Source organism: Hufsiella arboris (assembly GCF_009834875.1).
Lineage (GTDB): Bacteria > Bacteroidota > Bacteroidia > Sphingobacteriales > Sphingobacteriaceae > Hufsiella_A > Hufsiella_A arboris.
Map to the genome: position 1 here is coordinate 107,644 of NZ_WVHT01000002.1, position 16,780 is coordinate 124,423.

Annotated in this window: 14 protein-coding genes; all 14 read left to right on the forward strand. The window is 44.4% G+C overall.

Annotated features, from left to right (window positions below):
* The first annotated feature begins 5 nt into the window (after positions 1–5).
* The 14 genes from GS399_RS04155 (at position 6) to GS399_RS04220 (ending at position 16,775) form a co-directional block, all read left to right on the forward strand.
* Positions 6–1,391 carry a glycoside hydrolase family 30 protein gene (locus GS399_RS04155; RefSeq protein ID WP_160843335.1) on the forward strand — a complete coding sequence of 462 codons (1,386 nt, stop codon included), beginning with the start codon at positions 6–8 and terminating at the stop codon, positions 1,389–1,391.
* A gap of 2 nt (positions 1,392–1,393) precedes the next feature.
* Entirely contained in the window at positions 1,394–3,169 is a 1,776-nt protein-coding gene (locus GS399_RS04160; RefSeq protein WP_160843336.1) for a cellulase family glycosylhydrolase, read from the forward strand.
* Between the two features lie 26 nt (positions 3,170–3,195).
* Positions 3,196–4,083, forward strand: a complete 888-nt coding sequence (locus GS399_RS04165; RefSeq protein ID WP_202409375.1) for an SMP-30/gluconolactonase/LRE family protein — start codon at positions 3,196–3,198, stop codon at positions 4,081–4,083.
* 4 nt (positions 4,084–4,087) lie between these two features.
* Positions 4,088–5,308: a multiheme c-type cytochrome gene (locus GS399_RS04170; RefSeq protein WP_160843337.1), complete on the forward strand. Its 1,221-nt coding sequence runs from the start codon at positions 4,088–4,090 to the stop codon at positions 5,306–5,308.
* 12 nt (positions 5,309–5,320) lie between these two features.
* A complete protein-coding gene (gene bglX, locus GS399_RS04175; protein ID WP_160843338.1) occupies positions 5,321–7,561 on the forward strand; it encodes a beta-glucosidase BglX in 2,241 nt (746 codons plus the stop codon).
* A 4-nt stretch (positions 7,562–7,565) separates the two neighbouring features.
* A complete protein-coding gene (locus tag GS399_RS04180) occupies positions 7,566–8,669 on the forward strand; it encodes an alginate lyase family protein (protein WP_160843339.1) in 1,104 nt (367 codons plus the stop codon).
* A 41-nt stretch (positions 8,670–8,710) separates the two neighbouring features.
* Positions 8,711–9,901, forward strand: coding sequence for an alginate lyase family protein (locus tag GS399_RS04185; protein ID WP_160843340.1), 1,191 nt, complete (start codon positions 8,711–8,713; stop codon positions 9,899–9,901).
* A 47-nt stretch (positions 9,902–9,948) separates the two neighbouring features.
* Positions 9,949–11,076, forward strand: a complete 1,128-nt coding sequence (locus GS399_RS04190) for a glycoside hydrolase family 18 protein (protein ID WP_160843341.1) — start codon at positions 9,949–9,951, stop codon at positions 11,074–11,076.
* Positions 11,076–11,879 (forward strand): ThuA domain-containing protein, encoded by an 804-nt coding sequence (locus GS399_RS04195; protein ID WP_160843342.1) that lies wholly within the window; start codon positions 11,076–11,078, stop codon positions 11,877–11,879. Before GS399_RS04190 ends, GS399_RS04195 begins: the two co-directional genes overlap by 1 nt.
* Positions 11,880–11,882: 3 nt before the next feature.
* Complete coding sequence (locus GS399_RS04200; protein ID WP_160843343.1) at positions 11,883–13,649, forward strand: glycoside hydrolase family 9 protein; 1,767 nt, start codon at positions 11,883–11,885, stop codon at positions 13,647–13,649.
* Between the two features lie 2 nt (positions 13,650–13,651).
* The gene (locus tag GS399_RS04205) at positions 13,652–14,842 is read left to right on the forward strand and encodes a DUF5009 domain-containing protein (RefSeq protein ID WP_160843344.1); all 1,191 of its coding nucleotides are present in this window, start codon (positions 13,652–13,654) and stop codon (positions 14,840–14,842) included.
* A 185-nt stretch (positions 14,843–15,027) separates the two neighbouring features.
* Complete coding sequence (locus GS399_RS04210) at positions 15,028–15,927, forward strand: DnaJ C-terminal domain-containing protein (RefSeq protein WP_160843345.1); 900 nt, start codon at positions 15,028–15,030, stop codon at positions 15,925–15,927.
* Positions 15,924–16,211, forward strand: coding sequence for a chaperone modulator CbpM (locus GS399_RS04215; protein ID WP_160843346.1), 288 nt, complete (start codon positions 15,924–15,926; stop codon positions 16,209–16,211). The genes GS399_RS04210 and GS399_RS04215 overlap by 4 nt, the downstream gene beginning before the upstream one ends.
* A gap of 9 nt (positions 16,212–16,220) precedes the next feature.
* On the forward strand, positions 16,221–16,775 hold the full coding sequence (locus GS399_RS04220) for an arylesterase (protein WP_160843347.1): 555 nt from the start codon (positions 16,221–16,223) through the stop codon (positions 16,773–16,775).
* The last annotated feature ends 5 nt before the right edge of the window (positions 16,776–16,780 follow it).

Below are 16,780 nucleotides of genomic sequence, written 5' to 3' on the forward strand. Positions count from 1 at the left end.
TTCTGATGTTTAAGAAAAATTTACTCCTGGCAGGGCTGGCGCTTTTATCGTGGCCAGCCTTCGCCCAGGAAAATAAACTGACCTATTGGCTGACAGATCCGGCGAATAACATTCTTTTTAAAAAAGAAACGTTAACAAATGATCTCTCGAAATCAGCGCCTACAATTACAATTGACGTCAGTCAGAAATATCAAAGTATCGACGGATTTGGCTTCGCACTGACCAGTGGAAGCACCACGCATTTGATGAACATGAGTCCTGCGAAACGCTCGGCACTGCTACATGAGCTTTTCTCCGTCGATGGAAGCAATATCGGAACCAGCTATTTGCGGATTAGTATTGGCGCGTCCGACCTGTCCGACCATGTTTTTACTTACGATGATATGCCGGATGGGAATACTGACGAGAAGCTGGAACATTTTGATCTTGGGCCCGACAAAACGAATGTCATCCCTGCATTAAAAGAAATACTCGCTATTAACCCGTCTATCAAAATACTTGGTTCTCCCTGGTCGCCGCCATCCTGGATGAAAACAAATAATGACTCAAGAGGAGGGATGCTGAAACCGGAATATTATGAAACATACGCCCAGTACTTTGTAAAATATATTCAGCAAATGAAAGCCGCCGGCATAAGGATCGATGCGATTACCATTCAAAACGAACCGCTGCACCCCGGAAATAACCCGAGCTTGTTGATGCCCGCGCCCGACCAGGCTGAATTCATCAAAAACCATTTGGGTCCTGCGTTTGAGAAAAACCACATCGATGCGAAAATTATCATCTACGACCATAATGCTGACCGGCCGGATTACCCGATATTGATCTTAAGTGATCCGAAAGCTGCAAAATACATTGATGGATCGGCTTTCCATCTTTACGGCGGAAAGATCGAAGCTCTGAGCGATGTTCACAACGCCTTTCCGAACAAAAACATTTATTTCACCGAGCAATGGGTTGGCGCTCCCGGGAATCTGGAACGCGATCTAAGTGAGCATATAAAAAATCTCGTAATTGGAGCCACCCGTAACTGGAGTCATAATGTAATTGAATGGAATCTGGCTGCTGACCCGGAAAACAAACCTTATACCGATCGCGGCGGCTGCGACCGCTGTTTGGGCGCAATCACAATTGATAAAGACGAGGTAAAAAGAAACCCTGCGTATTACGTGGTGGCTCACTCCGCTAAATTTGTGCGGCCCGGTTCTGTCCGCGTCGCTTCAAACGAACCGGATTCATTGCCGAATGTGGCTTTCAAAACTGCTTCAGGTAAAACAGTCCTGATCGTTTTAAATACAGCAAAAGCATCCCAAACATTTAACATACAGTTATCGAAAAATAAATATTCCGCAACGTTGAACGCCGGCGCGGTTGCCACTTATATCTTTTAGCTATGAGATTATTGAATCGTACAAAATTTAAGCTGATTTCGGCTGCTGCACTTTGCACGGCTCTTTATACATCTGATATAAAAGCACAAGGATTCTTAAAAACTGACGGACAGAAAATAGTCAACGAAAAAGGTCAAAACGTATTGTTTCGCGGTATCGGCCTTGGCGGCTGGATGCTGCAGGAAGGTTATATGCTCGGGATTAACAAGGACGGACAGCAGTATAAGATACGGCAACGGATTGAAGACCTGATCGGCAAGAAACAAACTGAAGAATTTTATGCTGGCTGGCTGGCGAATCACACGCGTAAAGCGGATGTCGACTCGCTTAAAAAGTGGGGATTTAATTCAATTCGCCTGCCAATGCATTACAATTTATATACCCTGCCGGTAGAGCAGGAGCCTGAGGCTGGGAAAAATACCTGGCTTGATAAGGGCTTCACGATGACCGACAGCCTTTTGGCATGGTGCAAAGCGAATAAAATGTATCTCATCCTTGATCTTCATGCGGCGCCTGGCGGGCAGGGAACGGACCTGAACATTGCCGATCGGGATCCATCTAAACCTTCGTTATGGGACAGCGAAGCGAACAAACAAAAAACTATCGCGCTCTGGCGGAAACTCGCCGAACGTTATGCAAATGAAAGCTGGATAGGTGCATATGATATCATCAATGAACCGAACTGGGGTTTTGAAGATCCCAAAGGTGACGAGCATGGCACCAAAGAGCAGAAAAACGAACCATTGCAAAAACTGATGGTTGATATAACAAAGGCGATCCGCGAAGTTGATAAAAAGCATATCGTCATTATTGAAGGCAACGGCTGGGGAAATAACTATAACGGTATAACGCCAACCTGGGATAATAATCTTGTAATGAGCTTTCACAAGTACTGGAACTTCAACGATCAGGCATCAATCGTTCATATTGTTGATTTTCGCAACAAGTACAATATTCCCGCCTGGTTAGGTGAGACAGGCGAGAACTCGAATGTGTGGTTCACTCAGGCCATCCAGTTATTTGAAAAAAACAACATCGGCTGGTCCTGGTGGCCGCTTAAAAAATTGGGAAACAGCAACCCGGAGCAAATCCGCTCGAACCTGAATTATCAGCAGGTTGTTGATTATTGGAATGATCCTTCGAAAGGGAAACCAACGGAAAGTAATGCGTACAGCGGTTTGTTTGAACTGTTATCTTATTTGAAAGTCGAGAATGCGATCATTCATCACGATGTAATCGACGCTATGATACGTCAGCCGTTTACCGGCGAAACCAGGCCATTTAAAGCTAACAAACTGGTTTCAAAGCTTACTATAAACGCAGTAGATTATGATCTGGGCAGGAACGGATCGGCGTATTTCGACCAGGATACGGCTGATTATCATGTATCTACCAACAAACGCGGCGCAGGCAACAGAAACCGTGTTTACCGGAATGATGGTGTTGATATCCAGAAAGAAGATGGTAAATATGAAAGTTACTTTGTAACTTCTGTGGAAGATGGCGAATGGTTGCAATTCACAGTCAACGCCGTAACTTCGGGTACTTATAAAGTGAATGTATTGGCTTCTGCTGATCGCTCCAGTGCAAGTTTTTCAGCTGTTATAAATGGTAAAAAGCTTGCGGCGATAAATGTTCCTGTGACAGCAGATAACACCGGCTGGCAGACGGCTTCCGCAGGTAATGCAACACTGAATAAGGGGTTAAATAAGATACGTATTTATGCTAAAAAGGGCGGATTCAATATAAAAAGTATCGAACTTAGTAAGTCAAAGTGATTAACCAGTTATTAATAATCCTTCTAGTGACAATCGGTTCCCTGCAAAATGAAACGGCTGATGTACGGCTTATTGTCGATGCCAAGGCAAAACTTGGCGAAGGTTCAGTGTGGGACAATGAATCAAATAAGTTGTACTGGATTGATATTGAAGGCCGGAAGTTTCATATATACGATCCTGCGACCAGGCAAGACAAAGCTTTTTCTGTCGGTGAGCGACCAGGAACGGTTGTTCCGGCCGGAAAAGGAAAAGCGCTGATCGCCTTACAAAGCGGAATACACAGTATTGACGTTAAAACCGGGGCCTTGGCGTTCATCACCGATCCCATAAAGAATCCCAACATCCGATTTAACGATGGCAAATGCGACCCGTCCGGCCGTTTTTGGGTTGGGACAATGCATCTCCAATATGTAAAAGGTGCCGCGGTCCTTTTTCGTTTCGACCCGGATCATTCCGTGCATACAATGTTGACTGATGTGACGATATCTAACGGGATTGTTTGGTCACCCGATAAGCGTACTATGTATTACGTCGATACACCTACCGGCAAAGTAGATGCTTTCGACTTTGACAACAAAACAGGTGAAATAAGTAACAGGCGCACAGTTATTAACGTGCCATCGGAACTGGGTTCCCCTGATGGGATGACCATTGATTCGGAAGGGAAATTATGGACAGCGTTGTGGGGAGGTTCGGCCGTCGCCCGGTGGGATCCTGCATCCGGTAAATTATTACAGAAAATCGGTGTGCCCGCCGCGAATGTTTCGTCCTGTGCCTTCGGTGATAAAGACTTTAAAACGTTATATATTACTACGGCGCAGGATGATAAACATCCGTTGAGTGGTGGCTTGTTTGCCGCCCGCCTGGCTATAAAAGGAGTGCGCGCCGAAAAATATAAGGGAGCTGTCAATTGAAACTATGAGAATAAAACCGGTTTATCTTGTTCCGATTTGCATTTTCGCCATCGTTTTTATTTTCTCACGATGCCTGAAATCATCTTCTAAGCAAGATTTTCGCGGACCTCAATATGCCGGTTCTGAAAAATGTGTGAACTGCCACCGGGATATTTATAATTCCGCAAGCCATACAGCACATTTTAAAACTTCACAGCCGACAAACAAAAATGATATCCTGTCACTGGTGAATCAAACCAGCCAGTTTGTTTTTAACGATGACGATAAAGTCGTTGTGCATGCCAAAGGCGACAGTATTTACCAAACGAAATACAGAGGCGGTTCAGCTATAGAGTCCCATGCAATAGATGTGACATTCGGCGCTGGCGTAAAGGCGCAAACTTTCGGCTTTTGGGCGGTTGATGGCCTTCATCAGCTACCGCTAACTTATTTCAGAGCGGCGAATGGATGGGCAAACAGTCCGGGTTATCCGGCAACCACCGCCCGATTTGAACGGGTAATTCCCAGCCGCTGCCTGGAATGTCACGCTTCATATACCGCAAAAGAATTCACCGGCAAAGGCACACTGGCACAGCAGGAAAAGCTCATAAAAGGCTCGATCATATTTGGTATTGATTGCGAACGCTGCCATGGCCCCGCTGCCGAACACGTAGAGTTCCACACAAATCATCCGGAAGAAAAGAAACCTGAATTTATTGCTGTTTATAAACAGTTGTCACGGCAGCAAAAACTCGATATGTGCGGCGTCTGCCACTCCGGAAACGACATGGACATGCAGAGCAGTACCTTCGCATTTAAACCCGGAGATAAACTTATGGACTATTATTACCCAAGTTTTGGCGAAAGTAGTTCGCAGCCGGATGTGCACGGCAAACAAATGCAATTGCTGCAGTCGAGTAAGTGTTTTCAGGAAAGTTCGACCTTAACTTGTACTACCTGCCATAATTCACACAGTGATGTAAAAGGCCTGGTCGCTTACTCCCATAATTGTCGCAGCTGTCACCAGCCACAACATAATTTTTGCACCCAAAAAGATGCGGTAGCCTTTACCTTAAATACCAACTGTATCGATTGCCACATGCCGCAGATCCCGTCGAAAGTGATTAACGTGCAAATTGATCGTCAGAATAAAACGGTGCCTTATCTTTTACGAACGCACCGCATTGCCGTTTATCCTGATTCAGTGATCAGAAAAACAACCGCTTCAAATAAATCTTCATCATAAAAATTAATCAAAATGACGTCTTTCAGAACCGGTTTCAGCGTTGTATGCCTATTCGTTAGTTCGATCGCTGCAGCGCAAACACCAAAGAAAACAGATCAGTCGATTGACTCGAAAGTAAACGCCTTACTGGCCAAAATGACTTTGGAGGAAAAAATCGGACAGTTAAATCAATATACAAGTGACAGGCTTGCTACCGGTCCGCTTAGCCCGAATAGTTCAAAATATGAGGATATCAGGAACGGGAAAGTAGGGTCGATGTTAAATGTTCGCGGCGCAAAAGACACACGGATGTTACAGGATATGGCAATGCAGTCGCGCCTGAAAATACCGTTACTTTTCGGCCTGGACGTGATACATGGCTATCGTGTAACTTTCCCGATCCCATTGGCCGAAGCTGCAAGCTGGGACATGAATACGGTCGAACTTTCCGCACGTGTTGCCGGAAAAGAAGCCGCCGCCGCCGGCCAGCACTGGACATTTGCGCCGATGGTTGATATTTCACGTGATCCGCGGTGGGGACGTGTGATGGAAGGTGCCGGAGAAGATACTTACCTGGGAAGTTCTATTGCGGCGGCAAGGGTGAAAGGATTTCAAGGCAAGGGCCTGGGAAACACGGATGCGGTGATGGCTTGCGTAAAACACTTTGCAGCTTATGGCGCTGCGATAGCTGGTCGCGATTACAACACGGTTGACATGAGTGACCGTTTGTTATGGGAGGTTTATTTGCCGCCTTTTAAAGCTGCTTTGGATGCAGGCGCTGCTACATTCATGAACTCGTTTAACGACCTGAATGGAACGCCGGCCACAGGAAATGCCTATTTACAGCGTGATATTCTAAAAGGCAAGTGGAATTTCCAGGGGTTTGTGGTGAGTGACTGGGGCTCGATACGTGAGATGATCCCACATGGATTCGCAAAAGATGGCAAAGACGCAGCCCGCCTCGCGTTAAACGCAGGCAGTGATATGGACATGGAAGGCCGTTGTTATATCGACAACCTTGCAGCGCTGGTTAAAGAAGGTAAAGTTTCAGAATCTCTCATTAATGACGCAGTGAAGCGTATTCTGCGGAAAAAATACGAAATGGGCTTATTCGATGACCCATACCGGTTCAGTGATCAAAAGCGTGAAGACGCTGTATTGAACAGTGCGGAAAATAAAAAAGCAGCGCTCGAGGTCGCTAAGAAAAGTATCGTTCTGCTTAAAAATGAAAGCCAGTTATTGCCTTTGAATAAAAACGCCGGATCGATTGCAGTGATCGGCCCTCTCGGGAAATCAAGCGAGGATATGAAGGGATTTTGGTCAGTAACTTGGGACAATGATCACCTGGTTTCCTTATATGAAGGTTTAGACAATAAGCTGAAAGGAATAGTAAAACTGTCGTACGCGCAGGGATGCGATGTTACCGACACTAGCAAAGCCGGATTCGCGGAAGCAGTAAATGCCGCTAGAAACGCAGACGTCGTCGTAATGGCTGTCGGCGAAAAGTTCGATATGACTGGTGAGGCTAAGAGTCGCGCGAACATCCATTTACCGGGAGTTCAGGAAGAGTTGATCCAGGCTGTTAAAGCAACAGGTAAACCGGTGGTTGTGTTGGTTATGGCAGGTCGGCCGCTCATTTTTAACTGGACAGCTGATCATGCGGACGCTATTTTATACACCTGGTGGCTGGGCAGTGAAGCCGGCAATGCCATAGCCGATGTGTTGTTCGGAGATTACAATCCCGCAGGAAAACTTCCAATGTCATTTCCACGGGCAGAAGGCCAGATACCTGTTTTTTACAATCACAAGAACACAGGCCGTCCGGCGTCATCGGATCATTATGAGCAATACCGTTCAACCTATCTCGATCTTCCAAACAGTCCGCGCTATTCGTTTGGTTACGGTTTAAGCTATACAAAATTTGACATGTCGGATCTTAAACTCGATAAGTCAAAAGTTACTCAAAACGACGTGATAAAAGTCAGCTTTACTTTGAAGAACACAGGGAAATCCGATGGCGAAGAGGTAGTTCAATTATACCTTCGCGACATGGTGGCAAGCGTCACCCGTCCCGTAAAGGAATTAAAAGATTTCCAGAAAGTATTTTTAAAAGCTGGTGAAAGTAAAACTATCAATTTCACAATCACGAAAGAAAAACTATCTTTCTACGACCAGAAAATGAATTGGATTGCGGAACCCGGCGAGTTCGATTTGATGATAGGAAACTCATCTGATCATATTCTGCTCGAACAAAAATTCGAACTTGTGGATTAATTCAATGAAAAAAACGATTGTTTTAAGTGCTCTGCTGCTGAGCTTTTCCCTTGGAAGGGCTCAGCAGATTAGCCTTACCGAGCCGGAAATTAAAACGCTAAAAAATGAAATCAAATCCAAAGCGCCGGTAAAAGCGCTTTACCAGGAGTTTTACGCTACGGCGGCTGATGCTTTGATGCAAGCGCCAAATCCTATCGAAAAAGTTCGTTCGCAAGGCCTACTGCAGGGCGATCCAATAAAAACAGCCAGTCTGAAGGCTGTTGAAGATATGTCTAAAATTTATGCGCTGGCATTGGTTTCCCGGGTTTCGGGAGAGAAAAAATTCAGAAAAAAAGCTGAAGAATATCTTACCGCCTGGGCTGGCTTAAATCAGGCGACCGGAGACCCGATTGATGAAACGAAACTCGAGGATGCAGTTACCGGTTATGACCTTATACGTGCCGAACTAACTACCGATCAACAAGCCAAAATAGACAACTGGCTTATTAAAATCGCAGATTCCGAGGTTAACAGTGTTTCGGCGGAGCCCGGCAAAAGCACGGCAAAAAACAATTGGAATTCCCATCGTATTAAGATGATCGCTCTTATTTCGCGGGTCGTTCATTCCTCAAACTATGATGTATATATTAAAGAAGAATTGGAAAAGCAACTGGCGGTTAATCTCAATGCCGACGGCTCGAGCTTCGACTTCTATGAACGCGATGCTTTGCATTATCACATTTACACGCTTGAACCATTATTGAAAGCTATAATTGCTTTAAACCGTTCAAACAACAGTAATTACTTCGATTTCATTTCCACGTCAGGTTCATCAGTCAAAAAATCAGTTGATTTTCTTGTCCCGTTTGTTACGGGTGAAAAACGGCATCAGGAATTTTTGAATAGCAAGGTAGCGTTTGATAAAGCCAGGGCAAATAATAAAGAAAAAGATTATCAGCCGGGTGCTGATTTCGTGCCGTCTAAAGGTATTGTCGTTTTATCTCTCGCTTCCTATTTCGATGAAACTTATTTACGCCCGATTTATAAAGCGAGTATAAAAGGTGAAGCGTATCTAGATTGGCAGTTGGTTTTAAACCATGTGAGAAAGCCCTTTTTGCAAGCAAATTAATATTGAACTGTCGTAAAGACGGTTTATAGGTTCTGTTTTGTATGAGAAAAATCTGTTACAAGTCATTTGTTGTGCTGATACTTCTAATGCAGGCTTCCTGTTTTCAAAAACAGCTGGCACAGGTAAATGACCGGTACGTTGAAAAAGAGGCCGAGACCGTTTTACGAAACCAGGTTCTGAAAAATGCCGAGTGGGCTATGCAGCAGGAGCCATTGACTATCACGTCTGTCACATGTCCCAGAAGTGCCGGTGATAAGCACGATTTTTTCTCTGAAGCAGATTATTTTTGGCCAGATCCGCAGAATCCCGGCGGACCGTATAAGGAACGAGACGGCGTTTCTAATCCTGATAATTTTGTTGAGCACCGCAAGCTCATGATCCGTTTAAGTAAAATAATCGGCACGTTGGCTTCTGCATATAAGTTAACCGGCGATCCGAAATATGCAAAAGAAGCACAACAGCACCTGGAGGCCTGGTTTGTGTCATCCGAAACCAGGATGAACCCAAGCCTGCAATTCGCTCAAGCGGTGCATGGCCGTTCAACCGGGCGTAATTACGGGATTATCGACACAATTCACTTAATGGAAGTTGCGCAGGGAACACTTGTGATGGAAGATTCCGGCGTGCTTGATCCGGATGTCCTTGCCGGTGTAAAAAAATGGTTTGCAAATTATATCTGGTGGCTGAATTTTAGCGAAGCAGGGCGGAAAGAAAAAGGAGTTAAAAACAATCACTCGACCTGCTGGGCAATGCAGGTTGCTTCGTTTGCCAGGCTGTGCGATGATCAGTTTATGCTTAACGCGATGAGAGAGCGGTTTAAATCTACCCTGTTGCCTAACCAAATGGGAGTTGATGGCAGCTTTCCGCTCGAACTTAAACGTACAAAACCTTATGGCTATTCGATTTTCAATCTTGATGCGATGGCGATGCTTTGTCAGATACTTTCAACTGCCGATGATGATCTGTGGACATTTCAGACAGCGGATGGAAAGTCTGTAAAAAAAGGCATCGACTATCTTTATCCATTCATAGCAGACAAATCATCGTGGAAACTGAAACCTGATGTAATGTATTGGGACAAATGGCCGGTTGCTCAGCCGTTTTTAATCTTCGGAGCAGACAGATTTCATCAGAATAAGTGGTTGGAAAAATGGAAAAAGCTAGATCATTTTCCCACAACGGAAGAAGTTATCCGCAATTTACCAATCCGCAACCCGCTAATATGGATGTAAGCTGAAAGTTCAGTATCTTAAAAACTTTAATATATAAAACCCGTCGTATGAAAGTAAAAGCCCTGTTTTTTTTCGCTTTATTTATTCTTCCCGCCCTATTCTTTTCGATGAAAGTTAATCGCTCTAACGACGCTCAAAAAGTAATCATCGGCTATGTAGGAGGTTTCCGCGGTTTGGCAAAGGTTGAAATGATAGATCCAACAAAGCTTACGCACATTAATTATGCGTTTGTCAATATCAGAAATAACAGAGCCGTACTCGAGAAGATTGCGACGGATACAATAAATTTCAAAAATCTGAATGCGCTTAAGTCTAAAAATCCGGCGTTAAAAATCCTTATTTCTATAGGAGGCTGGGAATGGAGTGAAAACTTTTCTGATGCCGTTTTAACCGACACTGCTCGAATGGCTTTTGCTAAAAGTGCTGTTGATATCATACGTAAATACAATCTCGACGGGGTTGATATCGATTGGGAATATCCAGCTATTGCCGGAGAAGATGGCAACGTCTTCCGCCCGGAAGATGGGCATAATTTCACGCTGATGTTTCGGGACCTTCGTCTGCAGTTAGATACGCTGCAGCAACAAACAGGACAAAAGAAGCTTTTGACGACAGCTGTTCCCGGCTTTCAGAAATTTGTCGATCTGACGGAAATGGGGCAGGCTGCAAAATACCTGGACTACGTGAACCTGATGACGTATGATTTTTCCGCAAGCGGACTGGCCAGCCACCACACGAATTTATACGCTTCAACCGCTTACCCGCAAAATGATAACGCCGATAATGCGGTTAAGGCCTTCAACAAGGCTGGCGTACCGATGAATAAACTGGTTATGGGAATTGCCTTCTACGGAAGGCATTATCAGCTTAGCGATAAAGCGGTCAATGGTTTGGGTGACACGATGACCACGCGCCTTCACGGAAGCGGTTATACAACTATCAGAGATAGCCTGAAAAACAAGGAAGGCTATAAGTACTTAAGAGATAAGAATGCCAAAGCACCCTATCTATACAATTCTGAAACAAAGAATTTCATCACGTTCGACGACGAATGGTCGGTTAAGCAAAAATGCCTTTACGTAACTAAAAATAAAATGGCCGGCGTAATGTTTTGGGAATATAGCTCTGATCCAAAGGGCTATTTACTTACTGAAATAAACGAAAATCTCAGGTAATGAAAGCGATTTTTCGGCTTGCGTATCTCGTCTTAAGAGTCTTTTGGGTTTGGATAATATTCAGTCTGGTGACAACGAATCATGCCAGCGCTCAACCCTCTAAAACAGCCATTTTGGTATTGTATGAAAATGGCGGCCATCATTTGAACTATTCACTTGCCGCTAAACCCTGGTTAGATAAGTTAGCCGGCGAACACGACTTATCCATTCGGTATATTCAAAATACAGATTCAATTACTGATGAATATCTTTCTCATTACAAGTTATTTATTCAGCTTGATTATCCGCCGTACGCATGGAAAAATTACGCTGTTAAAGCTTTCGAGAAATACATTAGCCAGGGAAAGGGAGGCTGGATCGGCTTTCATCACGCGACGCTGTTAGGCGAATTCGACGGTTATCCGATGTGGCAATGGTTCTTCGGGTTCATGGGAGGCATCCGATACAAAAATTACATTCCTGATTTTGCTTCAGCATCAGTTAAGGTAGAGGATCGGAATCATCCCGTTATGAAAGGCGTCCCGTCATCTTTCTATGTGGAGAATGAGGAATGGTATACGTATGATAGAAGTCCACGTCTAAATGTTCATGTTTTAGCAAGCGTAGACGAAACCACGTATAGTCCGGACTCCAAAATTAAAATGGGAGATCATCCCGTGGTATGGACAAACCCCGGAGTTAAAGCAAAGAACGTTTATATTTTTATGGGCCATTCGCCTGAGCTGTTCAAAAATAAAACCTATTGCACGATTTTTAGAAATGCTGTTTTATGGGCATCATCCACAGTATCTGAATCTAAATAAGTTATGAAATTAAAGTTGCTTATCATTTTGACAGGATGCCTTTTATCGTTTTTCTGTTGTTTTGCTCAACCGGTTATTTATGTGAACCAGGTTGCTTTTGATAGTAGACTTCCAAAAATCGCTGTTATCGGAACGGACGAAGCCTTGAATACGAAAACCAGGTTTGAAATAATCGATGCAATTGCGGACAAGCCGGTTTTCGGTGCTGTCGCAAGCGGGCCGTTCCAGGTAGCCGACTGGTTTCCGGGAAGATATTTTTACACGGCAGATTTTTCAGCATTCCAAAAGCCAGGTACTTATAAAGTCCGCATTTCAATAGTCGGAAAAAGCTATACTTCCGAGCCATTTTCGGTTGGCGAGAAAGCCCTTGCCAGGCAAACGCTTCCGGCTATTCTGAACTACTATCACAAACAGCGAGCTAACACAAAGGAAGAGCTGGAGGCCGACAGTCATGTCCGGTTATTCGGCAGCGACAAAACTGTTGATCTGCGCGGCGGCTGGTGCGATGCCTCAGGTGATATAAGTAAGTACTTTTCACACCTCGCTTACGCTAACTACATGTCCCCCCAGCAGATTCCATTGGTAACATGGGCCATGGTAAAGGCCTCCCAGGAAATGCCGGCCTTGCTGAAATCGTCGGCGATACAGGATTCGCTCGAAAGCGAGGCGCTTTACGGCGCTGACTATCTCATGCGCTCGCTTTCAGATGAAGGCTATTTTTATATGATCGTGTTTAGCTACTTCAATAAAGATCCGAATGCCCGGCGAGTTGTAGGTTTACTGGCTAATAGCGTAACCACCGCGGATTACCAGGCGGCTTTCAGAGAGGGTGGAGGAATGGCTATCGCGGCTTTGGCCAGGGCATCGCGGCTTAAAAGACACGGAAAATATACCTCTGCTCAATACCTGGCAGGAGCAAAAAAAGCTTTTAACCATTTGCAGAAAAACAATACCAGGTACGATGATGATGGTAAGGAAAATATTATCGACGATTATTGCGCGCTTTTAGCCGCCTCAGAGCTTTGGATTGCAACGGGAGGCGTCATGTATCGCCAGGAGGCCCGGAAACGAGCAAATCAACTGTTACGAAGGTTAGACAATAGAGGGTTTTTCATAGCTAACAATTCTGGTCGACCGTTTTGGCATGCCTCTGATGCGGGCCTGCCTGTGATCGCGCTTGTCCGTTACCTGGATAAGGAAACGGATCCGGTTTATCGCAAAAAAGTTGTTGACGCGATTACATCCAATTTAAAATACCAGTTAACAGTTACGTCGAATACCGCTAATCCTTTTGGCTATGCCCGGCAGACGATTAGCGTAGGCGGTAAGCTGAGTGATGGATTTTTTATTCCGCATGAAAACGAAACCGGCTGGTGGTGGCAGGGTGAAAATGCCAGATTGGGTTCGTTGGCTGCTGCAGCTCTGGCCGGTCAAAAGTTAATCACCGGAAGAAAAGCGGACAATGGCCTGTCTGATTCATTATCGGTTTTTGCATGTCAGCAATTGTCCTGGATCCTGGGCTGTAATCCATATTCCATGTGTTTTATGTATGGCTTTGGTAAAAACAATGTGCCGTATATGCATTCAAGCTTCGGTCATGGCTCTGAAAAAGGCGGTATATCAAATGGCATTACCGGAAAGGACGGCATCGCCGACGGAAGCGGAATCGATTTTAAGAAAGAAGCCGAAGGAAATGAATGGCGCTGGACGGAACAATGGCTCCCGCATGCGGCCTGGTTTTTAATTGCTTTAACAAATATGAATCAATAAATATGCAAGTAAATGACCATAAAACCGACCCGATAAGGATCGCTTCAATTGACGTCTTTCGGGCCGTGACGATGTTTTTCATGATCTTTGTAAATGATGTTGGCGGCGTTCATCAAATTCCGAAATGGATCGATCATGTTGGTGCAGACGATGACGGAATGGGATTCGCAGACACGATCTTTCCCGCGTTTCTTTTTATTGTCGGCCTATCGCTGCCCTTAGCCATAAATAACCGGATTAAAAAAGGGGATAGCCTGAAAGAATTAACATTTTATATTTTAACCCGCTCATTTGCATTAGTTGTAATGGGTTTATATCATGTCAATCTTGAGGAATATAATCCTTCAGCAGTCCTACCCAAATCCGTCTGGATGCTTTTAATGACGATCGCTTTTTTCATGATCTGGATGAATTATCCGCGTGATTTTTCCAAGAAATTAAAGAATGTATTGATCGTATCAGGCTGCCTGATCCTGCTGGCATTGGCTGCGATGTACAAGGGCGGCGAGGGTAATGACATACATTGGATGCATACTTCCTGGTGGGGTATTTTAGGTATTATCGGGTGGTCATATCTCATCTGTGCGCTAATATTCCTGTTTACCGGAGGACGCTTACTGGCTTTGTTCATATGCTATGCCATCCTTGCATCAATCAATTGTTTCTCGCATCTGGGTTATATCAACGCCTCGTATTTGTGGGTGTTGGGCGATGCGTCATCGGCAACGCTAACTATGGGCGGCATGGTATTGACGGTTGTTTATCTGCAGTGGGTTGGGAAAAATCAATGGCAAAAAGTATGGCTTTATTTTCCAGCCGCTGCGATGGCCTTCTTCTTCGCCGGATGGTATATACGTCCGTTCGCCGGCGGGATATCCAAGATTCATTCAACACCTGCCTGGGTTTTTATTTGCAGCGGAATAAGCATTTTGGTTTTTACATTAATCGCTTTTCTGGTAGATAAAAAAGGGAAGAAGGACTGGTTTAAAATTATCAAACCCGCTGGAACAAGCACGCTTACCTGTTACCTGATTCCGTACCTTATGGTTGGCTTTTTTATGCTGATTCACTTTCAATATCCGGCTTTTCTAAACAATGGGGCCGGCGGAATAATCCGGTCATTTTCAATTTCTTTTATTACAATATGGATAGCCGGCTGGTTAGAACGACGCAAAATCAGGATCGGCGTCTGATGATTTAAATGTTTATATGATTTAAATAACAAATAGAATATTAAGGTTTTATATCTAAAGGTAGAAACTAATTTTCTTTAAAAGAAATCATTGGTTTGCTTTTGCGAATTTGATAATTCCATTTTTTTAAGGCTTCAGCTAAACCGCTTGTCGTATAAGATGTTAAACCAACAAATACATTTTACATGGCATATGTTGATTACTATAAAATACTCGGCGTAGATAAGAAAGCCAGCTCCGATGAGATCAAAAAAGCTTATAGGAAACTGGCGCGAAAGCATCACCCGGATTTGAATCCAAACGACAAGGAAGCACACAAACAATTTCAGCAAATCAACGAGGCGAATGAAGTGCTGAGTGATCCCGATAAAAGAAAGAAGTACGACGAGTATGGAGAGAATTGGAAGAATGCGGATCAGTTTGAGCAAGCCAGGCAGTCGCAGGGCGGACGCGGATACCAAGGCTCGGCACAGGACTATGGCCAGCAGTTTAACGAGTCTGATTTTTCAGATTTCTTTGAGTCGATGTTTGGTGGCGGAGGCGGTAGCTTCAGATCGGGCCGGGCTGCCAGGTATCGCGGACAGGATTTTAACGCCGAACTACATATCAGCTTACTTGACGCTTATCAAACCCATAAGCAAACGCTGTCTGTGAACGGAAAAAATATTCGTATTACCGTGCCGGCCGGTATCGCCAACGGGCAGGTAATTAAGCTGAAGGAACAGGGAGGTGAGGGGGTAAACGGTGGCCCGAAAGGCGATTTATATATTAGGTTTGTTATCGCCGACGATCCGCAGTTCAAGCGCCTGGATGCCGACCTGTATGTTAATAAGGAAATCGATTTATTTACGGCGGTTTTAGGTGGCGACCTCACTATTGAAACGATGGATGGAAAAGTGAAACTTCCGGTAAAACCTGAGACACAAAACGGAACGAAAGTGCGGCTTAAAGGCAAAGGTTTCCCGGTTTACAAAAAGGAAGACAGCTTTGGTGATATGTTTGTGACCTTCACCGTTAAAATTCCAACAGGATTGAACGAACAGCAAAAGCAATTATTCAGAGACTTAGCAAAAACAGTAAGATGAGTGGAAGATTGATCACTATAACAGAATTTTGCAGCCATTATCAGTTGGATAGTGGTTTTGTTAATGCACTATCGGATTATGAACTTATTCATATTACCAGAGTTGACGAACAGCAATTCATTGCCGAAGATGAACTTTACCTGATTGAAAAATACACGCGATTGCACCAGGATCTGAACATCAATGTGGAAGGCATTGAAGCTGTAAGTAACTTACTCGATAAGATCAAATCGCTGCAAAGGGAAATTGAAAATCTGCAAACACGGCTTCGGCTGCACGACTAATCCCTTTTCATGAAAAATATTTTGTTCTTTGGCGACAGCCTGACTGCAGGTTATGGCTTATCCAATCCTTCGCTGGAATCGCTACCCGCTCTGCTGCAATCAAAAATTAATGAGCAGAAACTGGATTACAAGATCATAAATGCCGGCGTAAGCGGCGATACATCGGCGGGCGGTTTAAACCGGGTTGACTTGTTTCTCTACCAGCCGGTGGAAATATTTATTCTTGAACTTGGCGCTAACGACATTCTACGTGGTATCCAGCCCTTTGTTACTGAATCAAACCTGCAAAAGATCATAGCAAAAGTGACGATTAAATACCCCGGCGCAAAACTCATGCTGCTTGGAATGGACCTTCCTCCGTTTATCGGCGGCGGCATGGTCAACGCTTTTCGTTCGATGTTTAAGAAAGTAGCGACAGACAACCGAATGGAATTTATACCCTTTCTTTTGGATGGAGTTTTAGGAATACGTCATTTGAATCTTCAGGATGGCTTTCATCCTTCCGCTAACGGGTACAAGGTGATCGCTGAAAAAGTTTGGCCGGTGCTGGAAAAGCTTTTGTAACCCGC